This is a genomic window from Lysinibacter sp. HNR, assembly GCF_029760935.1.
Classification (GTDB): domain Bacteria; phylum Actinomycetota; class Actinomycetes; order Actinomycetales; family Microbacteriaceae; genus HNR.
Genome location: NZ_CP121684.1, coordinates 1,145,349 through 1,168,248, shown reverse-complemented (window position 1 = coordinate 1,168,248; position 22,900 = coordinate 1,145,349). Strand labels below are relative to the sequence as shown.

General features: G+C 57.1%; 22 protein-coding genes and 1 tRNA gene. 10 read left to right on the top strand and 13 right to left on the bottom strand.

The window, feature by feature from the left end:
• Positions 1-299: 299 nt before the first annotated feature.
• Both FrondiHNR_RS05155 and FrondiHNR_RS05150 read right to left on the bottom strand, forming a co-directional pair.
• Positions 300-455, bottom strand: coding sequence for a hypothetical protein (locus FrondiHNR_RS05155; RefSeq protein WP_279354178.1), 156 nt, complete (start codon positions 453-455; stop codon positions 300-302).
• A 150-nt stretch (positions 456-605) separates the two neighbouring features.
• Positions 606-1,286 carry a FadR/GntR family transcriptional regulator gene (locus FrondiHNR_RS05150; protein ID WP_279354177.1) on the bottom strand — a complete coding sequence of 227 codons (681 nt, stop codon included), beginning with the start codon at positions 1,284-1,286 and terminating at the stop codon, positions 606-608.
• A gap of 106 nt (positions 1,287-1,392) precedes the next feature.
• Between FrondiHNR_RS05150 and FrondiHNR_RS05145 the strand changes: the two genes are divergently transcribed.
• From FrondiHNR_RS05145 to FrondiHNR_RS05115, 7 genes are read left to right on the top strand one after another with little or no spacing between them, the layout of a single operon-like run.
• Positions 1,393-2,481 carry an amidohydrolase family protein gene (locus FrondiHNR_RS05145; protein WP_279354176.1) on the top strand — a complete coding sequence of 363 codons (1,089 nt, stop codon included), beginning with the start codon at positions 1,393-1,395 and terminating at the stop codon, positions 2,479-2,481.
• A gap of 47 nt (positions 2,482-2,528) precedes the next feature.
• Positions 2,529-4,166 carry an ABC transporter substrate-binding protein gene (locus FrondiHNR_RS05140; protein ID WP_279354175.1) on the top strand — a complete coding sequence of 546 codons (1,638 nt, stop codon included), beginning with the start codon at positions 2,529-2,531 and terminating at the stop codon, positions 4,164-4,166.
• 2 nt (positions 4,167-4,168) lie between these two features.
• The gene (locus tag FrondiHNR_RS05135; RefSeq protein WP_279354174.1) at positions 4,169-5,119 is read left to right on the top strand and encodes an ABC transporter permease; all 951 of its coding nucleotides are present in this window, start codon (positions 4,169-4,171) and stop codon (positions 5,117-5,119) included.
• Positions 5,116-6,000, top strand: coding sequence for an ABC transporter permease (locus FrondiHNR_RS05130; RefSeq protein WP_279354173.1), 885 nt, complete (start codon positions 5,116-5,118; stop codon positions 5,998-6,000). Before FrondiHNR_RS05135 ends, FrondiHNR_RS05130 begins: the two co-directional genes overlap by 4 nt.
• Positions 5,997-6,854, top strand: coding sequence for an ABC transporter ATP-binding protein (locus tag FrondiHNR_RS05125; RefSeq protein ID WP_279354172.1), 858 nt, complete (start codon positions 5,997-5,999; stop codon positions 6,852-6,854). Before FrondiHNR_RS05130 ends, FrondiHNR_RS05125 begins: the two co-directional genes overlap by 4 nt.
• The gene (locus tag FrondiHNR_RS05120; RefSeq protein WP_279354171.1) at positions 6,851-7,693 is read left to right on the top strand and encodes an ATP-binding cassette domain-containing protein; all 843 of its coding nucleotides are present in this window, start codon (positions 6,851-6,853) and stop codon (positions 7,691-7,693) included. Before FrondiHNR_RS05125 ends, FrondiHNR_RS05120 begins: the two co-directional genes overlap by 4 nt.
• Positions 7,690-9,186: a chlorohydrolase family protein gene (locus tag FrondiHNR_RS05115; RefSeq protein ID WP_279354170.1), complete on the top strand. Its 1,497-nt coding sequence runs from the start codon at positions 7,690-7,692 to the stop codon at positions 9,184-9,186. The genes FrondiHNR_RS05120 and FrondiHNR_RS05115 overlap by 4 nt, the downstream gene beginning before the upstream one ends.
• Before the next feature lie 212 nt (positions 9,187-9,398).
• On the opposite strand, the gene FrondiHNR_RS05110 is transcribed toward FrondiHNR_RS05115, so the two are convergent.
• The 5 genes from FrondiHNR_RS05110 to FrondiHNR_RS05090 all read right to left on the bottom strand — a co-directional run bounded on the left by FrondiHNR_RS05110 (position 9,399) and on the right by FrondiHNR_RS05090 (position 13,773).
• Positions 9,399-9,475: transfer RNA gene (locus FrondiHNR_RS05110), tRNA-Met, on the bottom strand.
• A gap of 93 nt (positions 9,476-9,568) precedes the next feature.
• Positions 9,569-10,345, bottom strand: a complete 777-nt coding sequence (locus FrondiHNR_RS05105; protein ID WP_279354169.1) for an amino acid ABC transporter ATP-binding protein — start codon at positions 10,343-10,345, stop codon at positions 9,569-9,571.
• Positions 10,342-11,319, bottom strand: a complete 978-nt coding sequence (locus FrondiHNR_RS05100; protein WP_279354168.1) for an amino acid ABC transporter permease — start codon at positions 11,317-11,319, stop codon at positions 10,342-10,344. The genes FrondiHNR_RS05105 and FrondiHNR_RS05100 overlap by 4 nt, the downstream gene beginning before the upstream one ends.
• Before the next feature lie 5 nt (positions 11,320-11,324).
• Complete coding sequence (locus FrondiHNR_RS05095; protein WP_279354167.1) at positions 11,325-12,266, bottom strand: ABC transporter substrate-binding protein; 942 nt, start codon at positions 12,264-12,266, stop codon at positions 11,325-11,327.
• Between the two features lie 52 nt (positions 12,267-12,318).
• Complete coding sequence (locus FrondiHNR_RS05090; RefSeq protein WP_279354166.1) at positions 12,319-13,773, bottom strand: M20 family metallopeptidase; 1,455 nt, start codon at positions 13,771-13,773, stop codon at positions 12,319-12,321.
• A gap of 115 nt (positions 13,774-13,888) precedes the next feature.
• On the opposite strand from FrondiHNR_RS05090, the gene FrondiHNR_RS05085 reads away from it, so the two are divergent.
• Complete coding sequence (locus tag FrondiHNR_RS05085) at positions 13,889-14,785, top strand: LysR family transcriptional regulator (RefSeq protein ID WP_279354165.1); 897 nt, start codon at positions 13,889-13,891, stop codon at positions 14,783-14,785.
• A 23-nt stretch (positions 14,786-14,808) separates the two neighbouring features.
• Here the strand turns inward: FrondiHNR_RS05085 and FrondiHNR_RS05080 are convergent, their stop codons facing one another.
• Complete coding sequence (locus FrondiHNR_RS05080) at positions 14,809-15,072, bottom strand: hypothetical protein (protein ID WP_279354164.1); 264 nt, start codon at positions 15,070-15,072, stop codon at positions 14,809-14,811.
• Positions 15,073-15,279: 207 nt separating this feature from the next.
• On the opposite strand from FrondiHNR_RS05080, the gene FrondiHNR_RS05075 reads away from it, so the two are divergent.
• A complete protein-coding gene (locus FrondiHNR_RS05075; protein WP_279354163.1) occupies positions 15,280-16,014 on the top strand; it encodes an SOS response-associated peptidase in 735 nt (244 codons plus the stop codon).
• 20 nt (positions 16,015-16,034) lie between these two features.
• Here FrondiHNR_RS05075 and FrondiHNR_RS05070 read toward each other — a convergent pair whose 3' ends face one another.
• Both FrondiHNR_RS05070 and FrondiHNR_RS05065 read right to left on the bottom strand, forming a co-directional pair.
• Positions 16,035-16,712 carry a DNA alkylation repair protein gene (locus tag FrondiHNR_RS05070; RefSeq protein ID WP_279354162.1) on the bottom strand — a complete coding sequence of 226 codons (678 nt, stop codon included), beginning with the start codon at positions 16,710-16,712 and terminating at the stop codon, positions 16,035-16,037.
• A 61-nt stretch (positions 16,713-16,773) separates the two neighbouring features.
• On the bottom strand, positions 16,774-17,208 hold the full coding sequence (locus tag FrondiHNR_RS05065; protein ID WP_279354161.1) for a LysM peptidoglycan-binding domain-containing protein: 435 nt from the start codon (positions 17,206-17,208) through the stop codon (positions 16,774-16,776).
• A 316-nt stretch (positions 17,209-17,524) separates the two neighbouring features.
• Between FrondiHNR_RS05065 and lexA the strand changes: the two genes are divergently transcribed.
• Complete coding sequence (gene lexA, locus FrondiHNR_RS05060) at positions 17,525-18,259, top strand: transcriptional repressor LexA (protein ID WP_279354160.1); 735 nt, start codon at positions 17,525-17,527, stop codon at positions 18,257-18,259.
• 114 nt (positions 18,260-18,373) lie between these two features.
• On the opposite strand, the gene metE is transcribed toward lexA, so the two are convergent.
• From metE to FrondiHNR_RS05045, 3 genes are read right to left on the bottom strand one after another with little or no spacing between them, the layout of a single operon-like run.
• Positions 18,374-20,683 carry a 5-methyltetrahydropteroyltriglutamate--homocysteine S-methyltransferase gene (metE, locus tag FrondiHNR_RS05055; protein WP_279354159.1) on the bottom strand — a complete coding sequence of 770 codons (2,310 nt, stop codon included), beginning with the start codon at positions 20,681-20,683 and terminating at the stop codon, positions 18,374-18,376.
• Positions 20,680-21,588, bottom strand: a complete 909-nt coding sequence (locus FrondiHNR_RS05050) for a methylenetetrahydrofolate reductase (protein ID WP_279354158.1) — start codon at positions 21,586-21,588, stop codon at positions 20,680-20,682. Before FrondiHNR_RS05050 ends, metE begins: the two co-directional genes overlap by 4 nt.
• Positions 21,585-22,862, bottom strand: coding sequence for a hypothetical protein (locus tag FrondiHNR_RS05045; protein WP_279354157.1), 1,278 nt, complete (start codon positions 22,860-22,862; stop codon positions 21,585-21,587). Before FrondiHNR_RS05045 ends, FrondiHNR_RS05050 begins: the two co-directional genes overlap by 4 nt.
• Positions 22,863-22,900 lie beyond the last annotated feature (38 nt).

The following is a 22,900-nucleotide window of genomic DNA, read 5'->3' as shown; positions in this document are numbered from 1 at the left end:
AGCAGCTCAAGCGGCTCACGATTGGTTATACGACTTCAGCTTTTACCGCCTGCACCAGTGATTTCGCGACTGTTTAAACGCTGTAGCGTGAAGATATCCACAACCGGGTAAAATCACCGCCACAATCTGCCTCCTCACGGCTAATCTCTAGACCACATCGTTTTATTTGGGTCACCTTCACAGGTCTCTTGCTAGCAGCCATAGTGCCCAAGACTCTATGTAAAAGAAAAACGAGCGATGGTACACCCAAACTCAAGCTACTTTCGGGCCGCAACCAACAGAATTGAGATGTTTATGCTCTAAGACAAACCGACCTGCACAACAAAACCAAGAACAAGCGGCCCGACGGCGGCAAAGCGTATGCCCCCAGATTGCGGGGAACCCCGGGCCGGGAGGAAGAAGAGGATCAAAACGATAGGGGTAATGGCACGATCAAACACAGCACTATGAACCACACCAAGAAAAACAACATAGACAGGGAATAGTCAGGCTCGCTCTACAGCAGCTTTTATTTCAAAAGAGATTTAGTATGAGGTTCCACCGCGAGCAGAAACACTTCAGAGGCCAGTGAAGCGTAAAACTATTTGGTTTCGCAATCGTCAGCGTTACCCGTTAAGAGTTTGCTCCTGGCGCTCCAGAACCCCCAAAGCGGCTTTGCCAGCGCTATCCGGTTGCCCCTCCGCTATTGCGTCACACAGGGCTTCATGAAACCCGTGATTATCAGGATCGACCCTTCGAGACACCTCTAAAGTATCTGCAACTGAAAGGTGCAGTGATCGTTCAAAGCTTGCATAGAGGCCGACGAGAAGCCTATTACCAGAGGCCCGCACCACCTCAAGATGAAACGCAACGTCGTGCCGAGCAAACCCATCAATATCACCCCGCGCTATAGCGTCCGCACGATCCACCAGGTGTTTTTTAAGCCGTACGATATCAGACTCGGTGCGGGAGGCGGCAGCCTCGTGCGCGGCTAAAACGTCGAGCGCGCGGCGCACTCGGATAACCTCCCGAATATCCGCATGATCGATAGCACGACTCAGCGCAACCCGCGTTGCATCATCAGCAATGACATAAGTACCGTCGCCTTGCCGTGTCTCAAGAAGACCTAGCTGAACAAGAGAGCGGACACCTTCACGAATTGAGGAGCGGCTCACCCCAAGCATTTCTGTTAGTTCACTCTCGGAGGGAATCTTACTGCCGATCTCCCAGGCTCCCCGGGTTATTTCCCGCTGCATCTGGTTGACCACGGTATCAACCAGCGAGGTAGGACGCTGAATTGGTTTCACACTCTTGCTTTCTGTTTGAAAGATATGGTTATCATATATCAGATGACTGATCTTTTATGAAAACGTATGTGCCACCACGGCGATACCCGTTAGGAGGAGGATCAGGATGCACAATGACGCCATCATCAAGGGGTCTCACCTAGCAACCCCCGGACTCGTCGATGCCCACATTCACCCCAATAAAACGGGGTGGGGCAGCCCGTGGATTCCTCGAAAATCCGCGCACAGCGTCGCGGATTTCATCCAAAATGATCGTGAAACCCAGCTCGACCTACCTCTCACCGTGGAGGAGCGCACGTTTTCTCTGCTCTCTCACGCACTCGCAAACGGCACACTCGCAATGCGCGCTCACGTTGACGTATCAAGCGAACTCGGCCTCAGCCATATCGAGGGTGTCCGAGCCGCTGCCGAGCGTCTCACCCCCCACCTCACGGTTCAGATCGTGGCGTTCCCTCAGTTTGGCCTGCTGACCAACCCCGGCACACTCGACATTATGGAGGCCTCCTTGAGCGCGGGTGCCGACCTCGTCGGAGGGATCGACCCCCACGGACTCGAGGGCGACGTTAACGGACACCTAGACGCCATCTTCAGACTGGCCGATCGCGCCGGGCGCGACCTCGACATCCATCTTCACGACGGCGGAGAAATCGGGCTCGAACAGATTCGCAATATCGCCACCCGCACTCTTGCCGGTGGTAGGGAAGGGCGCGTTACCATAGGTCACGCGTTTGCACTCTGCGATGGCTCCCTCCCCAGCTTGGGTCGGACCCTCGACAGTGTTGCTGACGCAGGAATCTGGATTACAACCTGCGCCCTCGGCCCAGACCCCGTTCCAAATCTTGACCTCTTTGAGAAACACGGGGTTCAGCTCGCCGTCGGCTCCGACGGGGTTCGCGATTCCTGGAGTCCGTTTGGCACCGGAAGTATGGTGGATCGTGCACACCTTCTCGCCTACCGTACCGGCGCAATTACCGACTCCGACCTTGAGCGAGCCTTTCACCTCTCCTCAATCTCGGGAGCGCAGATGATGGGTGTCCCCGACCTTATCGCGTGGCCACACACACGCAACGACACACGGCTTGAGTTCGCGGCAAATTCCGTCGCCGAACTCGTGGTTGATCGCCCCGCGCCAAGTCGCGTCATCCGTCATGGAAACGAGGTGTACACACACAGCATAAGCCTCCCTGATAGCTGAACTCCCCCACCGCTATTCGCCCCCTCACTGAAACAAAGGAGTTTCCTATGCTGAAACCACGCCTCCTTATAGTCGGTACTTTTATCACTGCTTCTCTGATTCTCACCTCCTGCGCCGACTCCAATTCCGGTGGCGCAGGGCAAAGCACCCTGGACATCGACTTCTCGAAACTAGCAACCACCACCGAGTCCGGTGCCGGCACGGTTGATCGGGTGACATGGAACCTTCCCTACGAACCGCTCTCGCTAGATCCCATGCACACTTTTAACTACGCAGAAAACACGGTTGACGCCAACCTGTGCGAGGGGCTCACCCGACTCACCCCGGAGCTCACCGAAGAGAATGCGCTGGCGGAGAGCGTTGCAAATCCCGACCCACAAACCTACATCTATACGATTCGTGACGGCGTAACCTTCTGGGATGGTTCTGCCCTCACCGCGGACGATGTGGTTTACTCGCTCGAGCGCCAGCTCGGACCGGGCTCAACAACCTACTGGACCGACTACTTCCTCAACGTCGCCTCGGTCGAAAAAACAGCGGACCGTGAGGTGACGATCAAGCTCACCCAGCCCGATGTCCTCTTCGCCCAGGCAATGTCAACGGCCGCGGGAGCAATTGTTTCACAATCCGCAGCCGTTGCCGCTGGAGAAGCCTTTGGTACTCCACGCGGTGGTCTCCAGTGCACCGGGCCGTTTTCCCTCACGAGCTGGGAGCCGGGGAAGGCGATTACCCTGAGCAAAAACCCACACTACTGGGATACCGACCTCATTCCCCTCGTGGAACAAATCAGTTTTAGCTTTATCGCCGATGAAACAACCGCCATCAATGCGCTTCGCTCCGGCGACATAGACGGACAGTATTTCTACCTTCCCCCGGCCGGCCTCAGCCAGTTGAACAGCGATAACACCACAACCACCTACGGCAAGTCCTACGTTTTCTGGACACTGCGAGCGCTGCAGGAAACCGGCACGTTTGCACAGCCTGAGGTTCGCGCGGCCCTGCTGGCAGCGCTTGACCGTCAGGCCATTGCCGATGTTGTCTTTCAGGGTGCGGCACTGCCAGCGCCAACCCTGACGGGACCCGACTATTTTGGTTCGGGCCCGGAAGCTGAGCTGTTCCAGGAGGCGCTTGACTCCTACAATACAGACCCGGATCTTGATCGCGCCCGCGAGCTGCTGGCACAGGCCGGTGATATTTCTGAACCGATTGTGATTGCGGTGCAGGGATCATCCGCTGTTCACGAGCAAACGGTGAACCTCATCCAGGCGGCGGGTCAGGCGATCGGATTAAAGATTGAGATCCGCGTTATACCGGTGGAACAGTACGGAAATATTTACGTTGACCCGAAAGCCCGCGAGGGCCTCGACGGATTCTTAACAACCTACTACGGCAACGTGCCGGATCCGCTCGATATCTACGCGATCTTCACTCCGGGCGGAGCCTACAACTTTACCAACTATAACCAGGCGGGAGAGTTTATTGAGGAGGCGAGACAGACGCTTGATCCCGTCGCACGCGCCGAGCCTACTATCCAAGCACAGGAGCTAGTCACCCGCGATCTCCCCTGGACACCACTCAATTACATGCCCAATATTCTTGTGCAAAACAAGAGGATATCGGGCGCTGCCGCCTCTATCGCTTACCTTTCATACCCGTGGGCCGCAACCATCGGCGGGCAGCAGTAGCCGTGTCTATTCCAACTTTTATTCTCCGCCGCGCGGGAAGTCTAGTGCTTGTACTCCTGGTCACCTCCTTTGTGGTGTTTGGCCTCATGTATCTGGCGCCGGGAAGCCCCCTGAGTTTTGTCCTCGGACCCCGAGGGGGCACGCCCGAACAAATTGCCCAGGTAACCGCCCAGTACCACCTCGACGACCCGTTTTTTCTACGCTATATTGCCTGGGTGGGTGATGTGCTGCGAGGCGACCTCGGTAACTCCATCGTTTATCGTCAAAGCGTTTCCGACCTCATTGAGGGAAGGGCGGGCACCACCCTGGCCCTGATCTCCATGGCAACCGTAATCATCGCCATCGTCGGTATCGGTTTTGGTCTGCTCGCTTCGCTCCGCGGAGGATGGATTGATCAAGTGGTCACCACGGTTGCAACCCTCGGGCTTGCCACCCCCACCTTTGTGATCGGCGTTGCCCTCATCAGCATGTTTGCCGTTGGGTTGGGGTGGTTCCCCACCAACGGCAGCGGTAGCGGCGGGTTTAACACCCTCGTGCACCTGACCCTCCCGGCGATTGCGCTCTCCGTAGCAAGCGCGGCGTATCTCGCCCGGATCACCAGGGCATCGGTACTCGAAGAAAAAGAACGGGAGCACGTGCAAACTGCGGTGGCCCGTGGCCTACGCTCCCCCATTATTATCAGACGGCACGTTCTGCGCAACTCGCTCATCCCCATCACAACCGTGATGGGACTCACCATCGCAACCCTCGTAGCGGGGGCGGTTGTGATCGAAAACGTGTTTGCGCTGGACGGCCTCGGTTCGCTGCTAGTGCGAGCCATCCTGCAGCGCGACTTTGCCATCGTGCAGGCGGTTATCCTGGTGCTTGTTGTGGCGTTTGTGGTGATCAACGCAATCGTCGATTTTCTCTACACCCTCATCGACCCGAGAATCTCACTGGGGAGCAGACAATGACCGCACCACGCACAACACAGCTGGCAATAGCGCGGGTCATACCCCGCACCCCGCGCCGCCTCACACTGCTCACGCGCAAGCTCGGCGGGCCCGGAATAGCGGCCCTGGTGATCCTCACCATTTTTGTTTTGGCCGCAGTTTTTGCACCGTGGATTGCCCCCTACGACCCGGACTACCCCGATCTTTTTGCCTCCCTCACGGGTCCCAGTAGCTCGCACCTTCTAGGAGCCGACGCCCTCGGGAGAGATATTCTGTCCCGGCTGATTTGGGGAACTCGCATCACCCTGCTCGGGCCAACGTGTGTGATTCTCATCGCAACCGTCTGTGGAACACTGCTTGCGCTCCTGGCCTCCTGGAACGGCGGTGTAATAGACACCGTCATTTCGTGGCTGCTCGACGTGCTCTTCTCGGTTCCCGGAATCGTTTTTGGACTCATCGCGGTTGCCATCTTTGGCCCCAACCTCACAACCGTGGTCATAGGCTTGGCCATAGGTTATATTCCCTACGTTGCCCGGGTGGTGCGCGGGGCCGCCCTTCGAGAGCGCAATATGCCCTACGTTCAGGCCGCCTGGCTCCAGGGACAGTCCGGGGTCGGCATCAACCTCAAGCAGGTGCTCCCCAATCTCCAGACGCTGATCGTGGCCCAGGCCGTATCGTCGCTCGGTTTTGCGGTGATTGATCTGGCCGCCGTTTCCTTCCTCGGACTCGGGGTGCAACCGCCCACCTCAGACCTGGGAATCATGGTGAAAAGCGGGTTTGACTCGGCGCTGCGCGGCCAACCCACCGAGGCAATCGTGGCGGGTCTCGGTATTATCCTCATCGTGTGGAGCATCACGATGCTCGGCGATCGCCTCTCATCACAGGCAAGGAGTCCCCGATGAACAGCCCCCTCCTCGAAATTCAGGATCTGCACGCCAGCCTCCACACGCGTGACCACACACTCAAGCTGTTGAACGGGGTCACGCTCAGCCTCAATCGTGGTGAGGCCCTCGGCCTGGTTGGTGAGTCGGGATCCGGAAAATCTCTCACCACGCGCGCCATCATACGGATGCTGACCTCTGACTTCCAGGTGCGGGGAACCATTCACTATGACGGAGAGTCCGTGATGGGCATGAGCAGGGAGCGCTTACGTCTCTATCGCGCCAACGATGTGGGGATGATCTTCCAGGATCCCCGCGCCCACGTTAACCCGGTGCACACAATTGGAGACTTCCTCACCGAGGCGCTCGTGCGAAACCGCGGCGAATCCCGCGACGCGGTGGCAAAACGCGCGGTGCAGATACTCGACGAAGTCGGGGTGCGGGATCCCGAACGGCGCCTGCGGCAGTACCCCCACGAACTCTCAGGAGGGCTGCTCCAGCGTGTGATGATCGCGAGTGTGCTCCTGGCCGAACCACAGCTGATCCTCGCGGACGAACCAACAACCGCCCTTGACGTTACCGCCCAATCCGATGTCATGGCGATTCTCGACGAGCACCGACGTGCCCGCGGGCTCTCCCTGCTGTTCATCACCCACGACCTTGAGCTCGCGCAGGCCTGCTGCGACCGTCTCGCAGTGATGTATGCGGGCGAGATCGTCGAGCAGGGAGAGCACGTTTACGAGCACCCCACCCACCCCTACACCATGGAATTATTAGCGGCCCGACCCAGCATCGAGAAACGATTTGAACGGTTACCCGTCATGAGCTACAACCAGCAGGTTCACAGCGAACTTAAGACAAGGAGCACCCCGTGAATGCCTCGGCACCTCCCGAACCCATCATCCGGGTCTCAAACCTTCGCAAGGTCTTTCCCTCCCCACACGGCAAACGCGCAGGCAGCGTTCCCGCGGTTGATGACGTCTCGTTTGACCTCTTTCCCAACGAGTGCGTTGCTATTGTTGGCGAATCAGGATCGGGCAAGACAACCGTGGCCCGCATGATTGTGGGGCTGGAAACCATCACCTCGGGCACCGTGACGATCAAGGGGCAGGACCGCAGCACCGCCGGGCGGAAGCTCGCGGATCGCCGCGCCCGTGCCCGCGATGTGCAGTACGTGTTTCAGGACCCTTACTCATCGCTGAACCCCAAACAGAAGATAGGCGACGTGATCCTGTCGAACCTGGCGCTGCACCGCGGCGCGGCAAACACTAAAAAACCCTCCCGGGCTCAGGCGCAGAAAATCCTTGACGCCGTAGGTCTCACCGAGCAGTTCTTTGACCGCTATCCCCGGGAGCTCTCAGGCGGGCAGCGGCAGCGCGCAGCCATTGCGCGAGCGCTTGCCGTTAACCCCGACGTCATTGTGCTGGATGAGGCGGTTGCCGCGCTTGACGTCTCGATCCAGGCTCAGATCCTCAATCTCCTTGCCGATATTCGTGCGCAGCGCAGCATCAGCTACCTCTTTATCTCGCACGACCTCTCGGTGGTGAACCAGATCTCCGAGAGGATGATCGTGATGGAGCGGGGTACGGTGGTTGATCGGGGTGATACCGCCCAGCTTCTGGCTCACCCCACCCACCCCTACACCAGGGCGTTGCGTGCCGCCGTTCCCGGCCCGGGTTGGAAACCGGTGCGTCGAGAGCGGCTCTCGTCATGAACTACGCCCTGCGAGCCGCTCACGTCGTGGCTTTTGACGGCACACACACAGTGCAGTTACGCGATGCCACTGTGACCGTTCACGGCTCCTGCATCACCGGTGTTGCCTCCGGCGCGCGCGGTGAGCAGCTTCTCCGGGAGGCCGCGGAGGTGATCGACCTGGGCGAGAGCGTTCTCCTGCCCGGCCTCATCGATCTGGAGGGTCTGGCCGACATCGATCACCTTCTCCTGGACTCGTGGTGGAGTCCCCATCACGAGGCGCGGTTGAGCTGGTCGGCGGAGTACGCACGGGGAAACCCGCGGGAGGTTCTCACACCGGAGGAGCGCAGCACGATGCGCCGCTACGCGCTGGTGCAGCTTATCCTCCACGGCATCACGAGCGCCATGCCCATCGCAAGCGAGGTGCACAGTGCCTGGGCCGAAACACACGACGATCTGCTCGACACCGCCCTCACCGCCAGCAAACTAGGCCTGCGCGTTTTTCTCGGCCCCTCCTATCGCTCCGGGGTGCACGTCACCAATACGGACGGCATCCCCGAAATATTCTGGGATGAACGCCAAGGCGAGGCCGGTTTTACCGGAGCCCTGCGATTTCTTGAGACGGTTCAGGCTCTAGACGACCCGCTGATAACCGGCGTCCTCGTCCCTTGTCGGATAGAGACCGTGAGCGACGATATCCTCACGCGCACGGCGGAGGAGTCCGCCCGCCGCAACGTGCTCGTGCGGGTGCACGCGACCCAGAGCATAGCCTCTGAGCGGCAGGTTCTTTGCGAGACCCGCAACACCGCCCCGCTTGACCTGCTCGCGCAAGCGGGTCTCCTCAATGAGCGCACCATCCTCGCCCACGGAGTGTTTCTTGATGTTCACCCCGAGGTCCACGGAGAGGATCGCGGCGACCTGAAACGACTCGCGGATGCCGGGGTCTCAATTGCCCACTGCCCCCTCACGAGCGCGCGCTACGCGTTCCAACTTGAAAAGCTGTCCCAATATGTGGCGGAGGGGGTCAACGTGGGGCTGGGGACCGATTCCTTTCCACCCGATCTCATTCGCGGTATCGACGCCGGTGTTCAGGTTTCCAAGCTTCAGCACGGTGACCTGGGGCGAGGGGCACTGGCGGAGTATATTGAGGCGGCCACCCTCGGTGGCGCGCGAGCGCTCAAACGGCCGGACCTGGGCAGGATTGCGGTGGGGGCAACCGCAGACCTCGTGGCGTTCTCGCTCGCAGATCTTCGTGCCGGTGCAGTTGACGACCCCGTGCGCACCCTGATTCTCGCGGGAACCGGGCGTGATGCCCACTTCAGTATGGTACATGGGAGCGTGGTAATGCGCGACGGGAAGCTTCCGGGGGTTGATACCGAGGCGCTTCGTGTGGAGGGGCAGCGTATCTTTGAGAAGTTGCGCGGTGCGTATTCTGAGCGTGATGCCTCTGCGCGAAATCCCTCCGCTGCGGAGCTGTTTCCGCCGCTCTTTCCTGTCGTTGGGAAGTTGTTGTGATTGAGTGGTGGTTGGTGGTTGAAGTCTTCGATCTTTGTCACGGCGCCGATACGCACAGACCTTATAATCTCAAGCTCTACACAGCGGCAAAGCAACAGGCGCACAGTGATGAGAACGACGGGAGCGCCCATCATGCTCGCTCAGCTTTCGTGACAGGGCCGCGCTCTAGCAAAGAGAAAAGCCGCGGAATCTCGAAAGATTCCGCGGCTTCTTGGTTGCGGGGGCAGGATTTGAACCTACGACCTCCGGGTTATGAGCCCGGCGAGCTACCGAACTGCTCCACCCCGCGGCACAAGAACTTACTCTATCCCAATCCTAAGACGGAAGCAAATTGGCCAAACCTCTCTCACCGGCATGTCAACCAAAACACCCCCACACCCGCTCAGAGCACCTTCGAGAGGAACGCTTTGGTTCTGGCGTGCTGCGGGTTGGCAATCATCTCGCGAGGGTCGCCGCTCTCGATCACAACACCGGCATCCATAAAGGTGAGGGTGTCGCCCACCTCCCTCGCAAAACCGATCTCGTGGGTCACCACGATCATCGTCATGCCCGACTGGGCCAGGTCCTTCATCACGTTGAGCACGTCCTCGACCAACTCCGGGTCGAGTGCCGACGTTGGTTCGTCAAACAGCATGAGTTCGGGTTCCATCGCGAGGGCGCGGGCTATGGCAACACGCTGCTGCTGGCCACCGGAAAGCTGCGAGGGATAGTGATCTGCCTTATCGGCGAGCCCCACGCGACCGAGTAGCTCCATGGCGCGTTCGCGCACCTGCTTTTCGGGTTGTTTCTTAACGTGAATGGGTGCCTCCATGATGTTGTGAAGCGCCGTTTTGTGAGGGAAGAGGTTAAACCGTTGAAAAACCATACCGATTTCTCTCCGCTGCGCGGCGATTTGTTTGGAGGTGAGGTCGTATAGACGCCCCGCACGTTCGCGATACCCGATGAGGTCATCGCCCACCCAGATGCGTCCGGCACTGATGGTCTCCAGAAGATTCACGCAGCGCAGTATCGTCGATTTGCCCGAACCCGACGGGCCAATGATCACGGAGGCCTCACCACGATTCACCGTGAGGTCGATTCCGCGCAGAACGTGATGCTCACCAAAATACTTGTGCACGCCCTTAATACGAACCAGTTGTTCTGTCTGCAGGGTGCTCACGAGACAATGCCTTTCTGTGCGTTCTTCTGTTCCCCGGATTCGTTCTGCTCCTCTGAGTCTGCCCCGACCACGGGAAGCGTTGTTGTGACAGGCGCGGGAACCAGGTTATCGACCCCGCGACCGTAGTAGCGTTCAACGTAGTGCTGCCCTACCATCAACACGCTGGTAATGATGAGGTACCACAGGGCCGCAACGATCAGCAGGGGAATTGGAAGATAAATTCGGTTTGCGATGCTATTGGTCACAAACGTGAGGTCTAGCGTAAAGGGAACGGCCAGCACCAGCGAGGTCATCTTGAGCATACCGATGGTTTCATTGCCCGTGGGAGGAATAATGACCCGCATCGCCTGCGGCAGGACAATGCGCCACATAATCTTGGTCTTGCGCATGCCCAGGGCCGAGGCGGCCTCACTTTGGCCTCGATCCACAGATTTTAAACCGGCCCGGAATATCTCTGCCAGGTAAGCGGATTCGTTCAGGCCCAATCCCAGCATCGCGGCTATCGCGGCGGTAATGAGATCTTTGGTGTCGAATTGAAAAAGCTCGGGCCCAAAAGGGATACCCAGGGTTATCTTGGGGTAGAGAACCGCAACAAGACCCCAGAAAACCAGCTGAGTGTATATGGGGGTTCCGCGGAAAAACCACACCCAGAACCACGAGACATATCGAAAGATCGGGTTATCCGATTGACGCATAAAAGCCAAGAAGATCGCGAGGGTGATGGCGATCACCATCGCAACCGCCGTGAGAAGGAGGGTCCATCCAATGCCCTGGATCACCAGAACGTCAAAGAAGTAGGTTCCCACAACGTCCCAGTGGAAGTTTGGATTGGTGATGAGGCTGTGCACCACCATGGCCACAAGGAGCAGGAGAAGCGCAACCCCCACCCAACGACCCGGGTGCTTCACGGGGACGGCGTTGATGAGCTCTGGGCCGTCATGATCAGGGGTCTGGCGTCCGCGCATCCGCTTCATAGCGCTCACCGTGTGGGCGCCGGGTTCACAACGGCCTCATCAACAGCGAGGATTTCCAAATCCCACGATTGCAAGACTTCCCCATAAAAGCCGTCTTCAATGAGTTTATTCATCGCGCTGGCCACGAGCTCTGCCAGTTCGACGTTGTCTTTTGCCACGGCAATCCCCACCTCAGCCGGGTTAAAAAGCTCTCCTATCAGCTCAAGCTGTCCGCCCGTCTGCAAGAGCGCGTAGGTAATGGTCGCTGCTCCCGAGGCAATCGCGTCAACCCCACCGGCAACAAGACGGGTTGTCACCTCGGTTTGGTTCTTGAGCGAGACAATATCTATAGCGGAGTTACCCGCGACAACACACTCGTCGTTCTGGGTGAGAATGTAGGTTTCCTGAACCGATCCCGTCTGCACTCCCAGCGTTGATCCACACAGGTTTTGCGGGTCAAAATCATTTGGGTTGTCTTTTTGCACCGCCCAGATAGAACCAGCGGTGAAATAGCGAACCATATTGACCGCGCCAAGACGTTCCTGGGTGATGGCAAAGGCGGAGATACCCAGGTCGTATTTAGTTCCCAGCGCGGGAAGAATGGTTGCAAGCCCGGCAGTCTCGTAAGAAATATCTAGCCCGAGCATCGATCCGAGCGAGTGGGCAAAGTCGACGTCAAACCCCATCGGGGTTTGTCCGTCTGGCCCGCCCAGGAACTCTGCCGGGGCGTATGATGTGTCCGACCCGATAATCAGGGTTCCCCTGTCACGAATTTCCTGTGGAACCAGAGCAGCCAGGGTCTCGTCATAGGGCACCGTTTCGGGGTCGAAGATAAAGGGCCGGATCGAATCTTCGCTGGTGGATCCTCCCGTGTCGTTCATGACCTGCTGGGACGCAGTGGTGCACCCAGCGATTAGGGCCATGATGGCAGCAATGCCAATCAGCTTTAAAAGCCGGCGTAATTTCATGGTTATTCTCCTTTGAATATGGTTATCCGGGGATGAGTTGGGTCGGATGGTTTCAATGGGCCTGTGTGAGGTGTATTTCAGGTGAACGACGATGCTTCTCCGGTTTGGCCGGATGGTCACGCCTGGCCGGATGACCACCGTTCCCGAGGTCGTAAAAAATACCACAGGCGATAGCAAGCCCCTGTCGCACCAGGGGTTCTAGGAGGTGCTCGTTTGGTGCGTGCTGGAGACACTCCGGGTAGGAGTGCGGCACCCAGAGAGTTGGTAGGCCCAGGATGCCTTCAAAAACGTGATTGGGTAGCGCCCCGCCAAAGTTGGGTAAGACGCTGGGTTCCACGCCGGTCGTTTGGAAAATTGATCGGGCCACCCAGTCCACCCAGGGGTTGTCTGGATCGGTTCGGCTTGCGGGAAATGCGGGAGAAACACGGACACGAACCATGCCAAAACCACGTGCATCCAGATGTTCTTGAACTCTGCTTTCCAGGTCTAAAACATCGGTTCCCGATACAAAACGCAATTGTAGGAGGGCCGAGGCTGATCCCGGTATTGAGTTTGTGGGATCGCTTATATTCCCCGAACTCATTGCCAGAATTTCTAGGGTATTCCACGCGTACAGCCGCTCGGCGGCCGTCAGGTACTGCGCGCCCCACCCGTCGTAGGATTCACCCTCGTGTGGATGCTCGGGAATCCGTATTTTTTCGAGACGTCGACTCACGGAACCCGGAATCGTGTCGGGTAATAAAGTCTCGATCCTGATGTTTCCGTTCCCGTCAACAAGCGTGCCGATGGCTGCAGCCAGGGTTGTGGCCGGGTTACGAATCAGACCGCCCCAGTTTCCAGAGTGATATGAATCGGGACGAAGGTGAGCGGTGAGCTCAAGCTCTACGCTTCCCCGAGAACCCAAAAAGATCGTCGGGGTTTCAGCATCAACACGGGGACCGTCTGAGGCGATAAACACGTCCGCTGCAAGCTCTGTCTGATGCTGGGTAACAAACTCTGCCAGAAGAGGGGAGCCGATCTCCTCGCCCGCTTCAAAAAGAAACTTCAGGTTAAACCCCAGAGAGCTTTTTTCAGCAAGAACCAGGTGGAGTGCCGTCAGATTAATGAGGTGCTGGCCCTTGTTATCCGCCGTGCCTCGACCATACCAGCGGATTCCCTCAACGGTTACCCGCCAGGGGTCACGATCATTGTGCCACTCGCCCTCCTGCCCGGGAGTCACATCGGCGTGACCATAGCACAGAACCGTGGGCACATCTGGATTTTCGATTCGGCTGCCGATCAGAAAGGAATTTTTGCCACCGTTCCACGAATCAAAGCGCTCTACAGCACACCCCAACTCTCGGAGCATCGGGCTCAGAAAATCGTCGAGGTATGACTTCAACTGAATACGGTCCCCATCACTACCACTCACCGTTTGATACGAGACCGCTCGTTGCAGAGCGGACAGAAAGCGCCCGGAACCTATCTCTCCCTCGGATGCACTGAGAATTTTAGATCTAACGTTCACTAATTTATTTCCTCGTATTCATATGGCTTGCCACGATTTTAAAGATCTCCAACCCCAGAATCCAGTATCGTTTTATCAAGCTGACTTGATTAAAACGCAAAGCTAGGGGTCACCAATGAAAATGTTGCCAACCGCGCTAATCTACTTCACCGAGGTCGCCAAAAGCGGTTCTGTCACGGATGCCGCACAAAAGCTACACGTTTCACCTTCAGCAATCAGCCGACAGGTGTCTAAGCTCGAAAGTGCCGTGGGAGTTCCGCTCTTTGCACGCCACCCACGCGGTATGTCGCTCACCCGCGCTGGCCGACTTCTACTCATGCACGCCCGACGCAGCGAGTCCGAGGGGGACGCTGTTGTTGAAGAATTAAGAAACCTTGAGCTTCGTAAAACACGTGTTATCAGGGTGGCAAGTGCGGAGGGGCTGGCTGGAACCCGGGTAACCGAAGCAATCGCCAGGATGAGCGCAGAATACAACGAGGTTGTGTTTAAGCTGGAGGCTCTTCCCTCCGCAGAAGCAACCCGTCAGGTTATTAACGGAGGAGCGGATGTGGCGGTCGTTTTTGCCCTAGGGCCACAGCGCGATGTTATTGTGGAGCTCTCCGTCCCGGCCCCACCCTATGCGGTGGTCTCGCCCGATCATGTCCTTGCGTCGCATAAGAGCATCACCCTTCGAGAACTCTGTGAGCATCGTCTCGCTCTCGCCGACCACGGCCTGACCCAGCGTGAGCTATTTGACGTAGCTGTTCTCAGCGAAAAGCTCACTCCCAATATCGTGTTTGAGGCCGGTCAGCTGGGACCGGTTCTTACCTTCGCCCGTAGCGGAGCTGGCATCACACTCGCAACCCGCTTGGCCGTGACGTCCCAGGTCAGCGAAGGGCTTGTACTCATCCCGGTAGAAAACTCAATTTTGATGCAGAGAGAAGCACAAATTCAAACAATGCCCGGCAGAGTAAAGACTGCTCTTGTGACCTCAATTATTGCAGAATTGGCAGAATCGTTGAGAACCTTCTAGGAGCACCAGTCACCTACTATCAACTATTCACCAACCTTCTTGATAAAAGCGGTTAGTTTTTGGACAAGCCGCTCGGCGCTCTCTCGGCTTATCTCCATACCCGTTCCGGGTTCCTCGGGAGATCCCCAACCGAGATACACCCACTCGTCAGAAGAGCTTGCCAGGCGATAAAGCGTAATCTCGCACTCAACAGCCCGTAGCTCGTCTGCTCCCGTGCTCTCTGCTTGCCTGTGGCTTGCACTCACTCTTGCCACAGAAATAAGCGGAACCTGCTGAGTGTGACTCATATGAATCACAGATTCGGGAGGCTCGCCTGCGTGATCTTCAATGCACCACCGCGGACACAATATCGTTACCAATTCACTCATTTTTCGACACATACCTAACTTTGAAGGGATCAGCGGGAGTGGGCACGTTGAAGATATGAAAGCATGAACTACTGACATGACGGGCGGGGTGGGTTTTTGACCCTTCGGGGTCTATTATTCGTAAGTGTGTGCGGAAGATTTACTGTAGCCCAAACGGTTGAAGATCTGGTCACCCTGTGGAGTCCAGCCATTGTTGCGAGGGAGATATCTCTACCGAACTACAATATTCGTCCGACAGACACAATCCCCATCCTTGTCGACACCGCGACTCAACTCTCTGGCATTCAGGGCTCCCCCAACGCTATATCAACCTCTACCACGCGACGATTAGAGGCTGCCCGCTGGTCGCTCATTCCGTCGTTTGCCGCCGACAAGAAACTCCCCTATCCGACGTTTAATGCACGCTCAGAAACCATCACAACAAAACGCAGCTTTCGCGATTCCGTGGTCAACAAACGCTGCCTGATACCGGCAGATGGTTACTATGAGTGGCTCACCGAACCTGATTTATCAAAGCGCCCCTTCTATATACGCTCAGCGGACGGGGAAACCATGGCATTTGCGGGACTTTATTCCTGGTGGGCGGACCCCACTCAAGATCGACACGATTCTGCACGCTGGGTGCTATCGGCGACTATCCTTACGATGCAGGCACCCAAAAATCTCGCCCACATCCATGAACGCTCCCCCGTCATTCTTCCCTCTCACGCGTGGGACACCTGGTTGAACCCACACGTTCGAGGAGATGTCTCCCTGGTGGATAGAATAGTTGCTTCTGCACAAGCCGCCGCCCAGCACACAACACACTACGAGGTGGCTCCACTGCGTGGGACGGGTCCCGAACTTATTCAGCCGCTGTAGTTATCATTCGCCACACAGCATCACATGTTTTTAAGAGACTCGCGTGTAGAGAGGGGGCTCAGCGAGTCTTGATGATGCTTCACAAACTGCTGCACCCACTCGGGATCGGTCTTGGCATATTCTCTGAGAGCCCAACCGATAGCCTTACGGATAAAGAACTCCTTGTCCCCAGTATTCGCAAGAATTACCTCGGAAAGAAGCTCCCGATCAGTATCTTTCTTACGGCCTAGTTGAGAAAGAACACTGGATCGACGCAGCCACATATCAGAATCAGTAGACCACGCTCGAACCGTGGGAATCATCTGCTGTGGGTGTGCATCGAGTAATCGCGCGTTGTTACGGGCAAGGGCATCGACCAGATCCCACCAGGCACCGGTCACGATCATCTCGACAAAAAGAGGAAGAAACTCAAGACGCCCACGCGCCATTCGCAATCCGGTAAGATCAATAGCCGCGTAGCGCTCTTCTCGATAGGCTGCGCTTCTCCACAGAGCCTGGGCAGTATCGTACAGTTCTTCAGGAGAGTCACACGGATATCTCTTCCACGCCTCAGAAACAATTTTCCGAACCACGGGAACCCGTACGCCATAGTATGGCTGAACAGATTTCATATACCGTTGGGCACCTTCAGCACGAACAGGGTCTGCCTGAGCTTGAAGCTGATCACGAATTGCCAGAATAAGAGCTTGATGAGCCACAGGTACCAGGCTACCCGTCTACTTTGACGATCAACAAGATGGAAAGTTGCTTCTAAAACACTCAGTAATTCAACGTGTATGCAGCAGGAATAGCAAGCTGTTGACCGGGTTCGAGTTGAGCTGAACCCAGCCTATTGAGCGACATAATCTCGTGAATAACGTCACGCGGGTCGCTTGAGGGGTCGAGCGATTCTGCCAAGCCCCACAGGGTCTCACCGCTCTGGATCGTGACATAGTCGAAGGCGGTGTCGCTGTGATCAGAAACGGCATTTGCCGTTGAGGAGGCAAAAAAGAATCCCCATAATCCAATAACAAGAAGCAGCAGGGCGATGAAAGCGGTGATAACAAAACGCCCGCGTCGGGTAAGGCGAAGGCGGGTCTTAACAGATGCGTGATGTTGAGCCAGAGAAGACTTTGGGGATTGAACGCCGGAGCTGCCCACCTGCGGACTATTTGCGTACAGTGGACCCTGTGAAGAATTAGTAAGTGAACTCATGCTGTTCCTCTCTCTATAAGATTTCGCATCTGACCCTCGGCCGGGAAGGCCAGATGCGAATCTATGTTTCGAATATATCTTCGATTATTCAAATAATCAAGCTGATTTTCGGAATATCTCTAAAAATAAAACCAAAACATTCGAACATGTGTTTGTTACGGATCTCGAAAACAGATACTCTGGAAAGTGAATAAACTGCTCACGTTCATCACCGAACACTCAACCAGAGACCACCGACACCGGGACCCACGTCTCAAGACCTGCGTAGAGATACGAGACCCCCGCCCCGAGCGACGACCGAGAAAACGAGGAACCCATGAGTGAAGACAACAAAAAGGGAGCATCTCGCCCCGGCACCCGCCGCAGAAAAAACCTCAGCCCAAAACAACTCGCTATATTAGAAGTCATTCAACAGGCGGTAGGTCGCCAGGGCTATCCCCCCAGCATGCGTGAAATCGGCGATGCGGTGGGGCTCAAGTCCCTCTCGAGTGTCACCCACCAGCTTAATCAACTCGAGCTCAGCGGTTATCTGCGCAGAGACCCCAACCGCCCCCGTGCGATCGAGATACTCATCGATATACCAACACAATCCCCCGTGACACCAAAAGAAGCATCAGCAACCCCCTCAAGCCCCACAATTGATGTCTCCCCCGGCGGAGCTTCAAACCCCATTGGCGATGCCGCCATGGTTCCTCTGGTCGGTCGCATCGCGGCGGGCATTCCCATCACAGCCGATCAGATGGTGGAGGAGATCGTTCCGCTCCCCCGCCAGCTTGTGGGCAAGGGTGAGCTTTTTATGCTGACGGTGGTGGGAGACTCCATGATCGATGCCGCTATCTGTGACGGAGATTTTGTGGTTGTTCGCCAGCAAAATACGGCAGAAAACGGCGATATCGTTGCGGCAATGCTCGACGATGAAGCCACCGTTAAAGTCTTCCGGCAGCGTGACGGACACACCTGGCTACTACCTCGAAACAGTGCGTTTGAACCCATTCTTGGTGACCAGGCCACTGTATTGGGCAAGGTTGTAGCAGTTCTCCGCGCGGTCTAAAATCGCCACTGCTACAGAAGCATCAAAACAATCCTCGCAACCACGGGAAATACCCGCGAGATCCCTCACAAAACTAGAGACAATCTCGCGGGCACGGTCAGTAATAACCCAACACTAGACTCGGGCAGCCCGTGTTGCCTCCAGAATGTTCTTCAGGCTTTCAAGCGTTTCCTCATATCCACGGGTCTTCAACCCACAGTCAGGATTGATCCACACCTGACGTGCGGGAATGGCACTCAGCGCGGTGGTGATGAGTTCACTCACCTCTTTCACGCTGGGCACCCGCGGCGAGTGAATATCGTAAACGCCCGGTCCAATACCGTGATCAAAGCCGCTGGCACGAATATCGTGGACAACCTCCATTTTGGATCGTGCCGCCTCAATGCTAGTCACATCAGCATCCAGGGAACGAATTGCATCGATAACCACCCCAAATTCCGAGTAGCACAGGTGGGTATGGATCTGGGTTGCCTCCGCTGCCCCCGCCGTGGCCAGACGGAACGCTCCGACCGACCACTGAAGATAGTCGGGCTGATCCGCAAGCTTAAGCGGGAGCAATTCACGCAGGGCAGGTTCATCCACCTGGATAATCCCTATCCCCGCGTTCTCCAAATCGCTGATTTCATCACGCAGCGCGAGGGCAACCTGGTGTGCTGTTTCCGACAGGGGAATGTCGTCCCTCACAAATGACCAGGCCAGAATCGTCACCGGCCCGGTGAGCATTCCTTTAACCGGCTTCTCGGTGAGCGATTGGGTGAAGGCACTCCACTCAACCGTAAACGGAGCCGGGCGGGAAACATCACCCCAGAGAATCGACGGGCGAGTGGCGCGCGTTCCATACGATTGGACCCACCCGTTGACAGTCACGTCAAAACCATCAAAGTTTTCCGCAAAATACTGCACCATATCGTTGCGCTCAGGCTCGCCATGAACCAAAACGTCGAGTCCGATCTCCTCCTGAAGCTTCACCACACTACGAATCTCATCGCGCAGGAAATCATTATATTGCTCGCGGGTAATATCTCCGCGAACGAACGACGCACGAGCCCGGCGGATATCACCGGTCTGAGGAAAGGAACCGATCGTGGTTGTGGGAAGATCAGGGAGAGCAAAAGCCCTGTTCTGCGCTTCAAGACGGGTCTCGTATGCCACCCTCGAGAAATCAGCATCCGCAAGAACTCCGGTACGGGCACGCACCGCCTCGTTTTTTACCCCCGGCGCCGCAAGCCTGTCGTTCAGGGCTTTCCGGGACGCGCTAAGTTCCTCGCTAATGGATGCCCGACCCCTCTCAAGGCCGCGAGCCAGGATAGCCACCTGATCAACCTTCTGATCGGCAAAGGCCAACCAGCTCTTCAGGCGTTTACTGAGATTGGGCTCGTCCTCTACATCGTGCGGAACATGCTGGAGGGAGGTCGACGTTGCCACGGCGACATTGGGGCTAAGGGCCCTAAGCGCCTCCAGCTTATCGTACGCAACCTCCAGGTCTCCCCGCCACACATTGCGACCATCAACCACCCCGCCCACAAGCGTTTTTTCCTCCAGCCCGGGCACGGACTCGGGCACAGAACCCCGCACCAGGTCAAGACCGATTGCCTCCACCGCACTGCTAGCCAAGACGGGCAGTGCATCATCAAGGGCCGCGTAGGGTGCTGCCACAAAGATTTGGGGACGGTGTGACGCGTTACCCAGCACACGGTACGCCTCTTCGGCTGCCGCAAGCACGGCGGCACGCTCCTCGTCGATACTCTCACTCACCAGTGCCGGCTCGTCAAGCTGTACCCACTCCACGCCGGCACCCCTGAGGCGTACCAGCAGCTGCTGGTACACGGGCAGTAGATCACTCAGGCGAGAAATAGGGCGGAATCCTTCGGGGGCGCCCTCGCTCGCTTTACTCAAGAGCAGAAGCGTGACAGGGCCAACAATGACCGGCCGGGTCACGTATCCCTGAGCCTTACCCTCTTCGAAATGGCGAACAATGCGATCGGAGGCCAGGTGAAAATTTGTCTCGGGCCCAATCTCCGGAACCGAGTAGTGATAGTTCGTGTCAAACCACTTTGTCATTTCGACGGGAAGGTGATCTCCCTCACCACGCGCAATAGTAAAGTAACCGGATAGATCAATGGCCCCGTCAGCATCCTCCAGATAGGAGAAGCGAGCCGGTGTAGCACCCACCGTCACAGCAGCGTCAAGCACCTGATCATAGTAGCTAAAAGATTCTGGGACGGCGGAGCCGAGCGGATCAAGTCCCCGCGCAACCAGGCGATCACGGGTAACGGCACGAAGATCCGCGCTGATGCTCTCAAGCTCGGCCGCATCGATGGTGCCTTTCCAGAATGCCTCGATAGCGCGTTTCAGCTCGCGGCGGCGACCGATTCGGGGGTAGCCCAGGATAGTTCCGGTGGGAAAGGGAGCGGAGGTTGTCATACGAGTTCCTTTTCAAATGGGTGGGTGGTGAGTAGCCCTAGTTCACGAAGAACGGCAAGCGAGGATTGGTGTCGGTTAAAGGTGTAGAGATGAACGCCGGGTGCTCCCGCCGCAATGAGATCCGTGGCAAGCTGGGTCGTGTGGTCAATGCCACACTCGGGTGCGTATCCGCCAGCCTCGGTAAGCTTCGCCAGGAGGTCGCTCGGGGCTTCTTGCCCCGCAAGCTCGGCAACCTTAAGCAATTGTGCCGAGGTGGATACCGGCATGAGGCCCGGCAGGATGGGAATGGTCACGCCCGCTTCCCGCGCCTTCTCCACGTGGGTAAGATAATCGTCGGCGTGGAAAAAAAGCTGTGTGATACCAAACTCGGCACCAACCCGTTGCTTTTCAAGCAGGGCGTCAATGTCGTCCCGTGGGTTCACCGCTCTCGGGTGCCCGGTGGGGAAGGCCGCGATGCACACCTGTCCGCCGGGGTGAGGGATATCTCCGGTGATCGCTGACTGTTCCTCGATTATCGAGCGGATAAGCTGCACCAGCTGCACGGTACTGTGCAGCTCCCCCAGATCAACGTCTTCTTCGGCGACACCACGAGGCGGATCTCCCCTGAGTGCAAGAAAATCGTACACCCCGGCCGCCCAGAAGTCCCGCACGAGCCGCTCAATCTGAGCGCGGGTGGAGCCGATCGAAGTGAGGTGAGCCAAGGGGCGAGCATCCGTGTGCTGTCGAATATACTTGAGTAGCTCAAGAGACGATTCCCGGCTGGAACCGTTGGCACCGTATGTCACGGAGATGAAGGCTGGTCCCGCAGCAGCCAGGTGCTGAACGGTGTGACCAAGAGACAGGGCCGCCGCACTGCTTCGAGCGGGAAAAACCTCAAAGGAGAAGGGCACGGTGGGGCGTGTCATGACCCTCCCAGTACTTCTTCGGCCAAGTGGGTTCCTCGCACGCGCGACGTTATCTTAGAAAACGCGACGTTACGAGCCGCATCCGGTGAGGCATGACGAGGTTTATCATCGATGCTAAAGGGCGAGAAGCCGCAGTCATCCGTCGATCCGAGCCTCTCCGCCGGGATAAAGCGGGCCGCAGAAACAAGCTGATCCCGCACCTCTTCGGGAGTCTCCACACGAGAATTTTTGGGATCGGTGACACCGATAAGAACCTGCTGCTCAATACCGTCCGCCTCAGGCCTCAGAGTTTTTCCAATGAGCTGATAAACACGCTCACGATCCAGCTCACTCGCGAGCTGAACCAAAAAATATCCCGCGTTCAATTGAAAGAGCTCGGGCAGCAGCTGAGCATAGTCGACATCCGCGCTGTGAGCGGAGTCCAGGTCGCTTCCGGGGCAGGTGTGCAGCCCGATATTCACTCGCTCCTGCGCTGAAAAACGATCAAAAACCCGGTTGTTCAACTCAATAAATTCGTGCAAAAGTGCACGGCCGGTCCAGGGGTTACGGGGATCACCCCGCAGGGCTAAGCGCCCCTCTGTGAAATCAAGCGACACCCTCTCCGCACCCGCGATAAAGCACAGGCGGATATCTTTTTCACACTCATTGACCAGGTCGTCAAAAAATTCTTTTCGAGAATAACCGTCAAGCTGGCCGTCAAGCGGGTAGAGAAGAGAAAGCATGGAGGGGGCAATGACGGCCTGCTTGAGGGGCAACGAGGTCAGCAAACGGGCCTCTTCAACGTTTTGGGAAGCATACCCCGTGTAGCGGAAGGGTCCCCGAGTGAGACGGGGAAGCTGGCGGTGGTGGCCGTCCTCAAAAATCGCAAAGTATTGCCCGTCAAGCGCGAGATTTTCGCTCAACCCGGCTCCGCCCAGCGTTTCGGCAAAGGGATAGGTTGCAAAGCTGGGCGCTCGTTGCTCGCCGTCGGTGATAATCGGCGAACCCGTTTCTGCAAAGCGTTCCAGGGAGTCAGAAACGGCACGGTCCTGTTCGGCGCGAAGCTCCGCCTCCTCTATGAGACCACTATCAAAATCGATGAGGGCGCTTTGGAGCCGTGCGGGGCGAGGCAGCGAACCCACGGGTTCTGTACGAAGTATCACGCTGCCTCCAGATTTTGGTCTTGCCGCAATCCTGCTGGTCTGCAGGTCCCGGCCACGGGTATTCTTTTCCCGCGCCACAAAAAGTTCGGGTAATAAGTAGGAGACTAGCAGCCCCACAACCCAGTTTTCCAAACCACAAACGCCGTGTGACGGAGTGTGACAAAGATGCC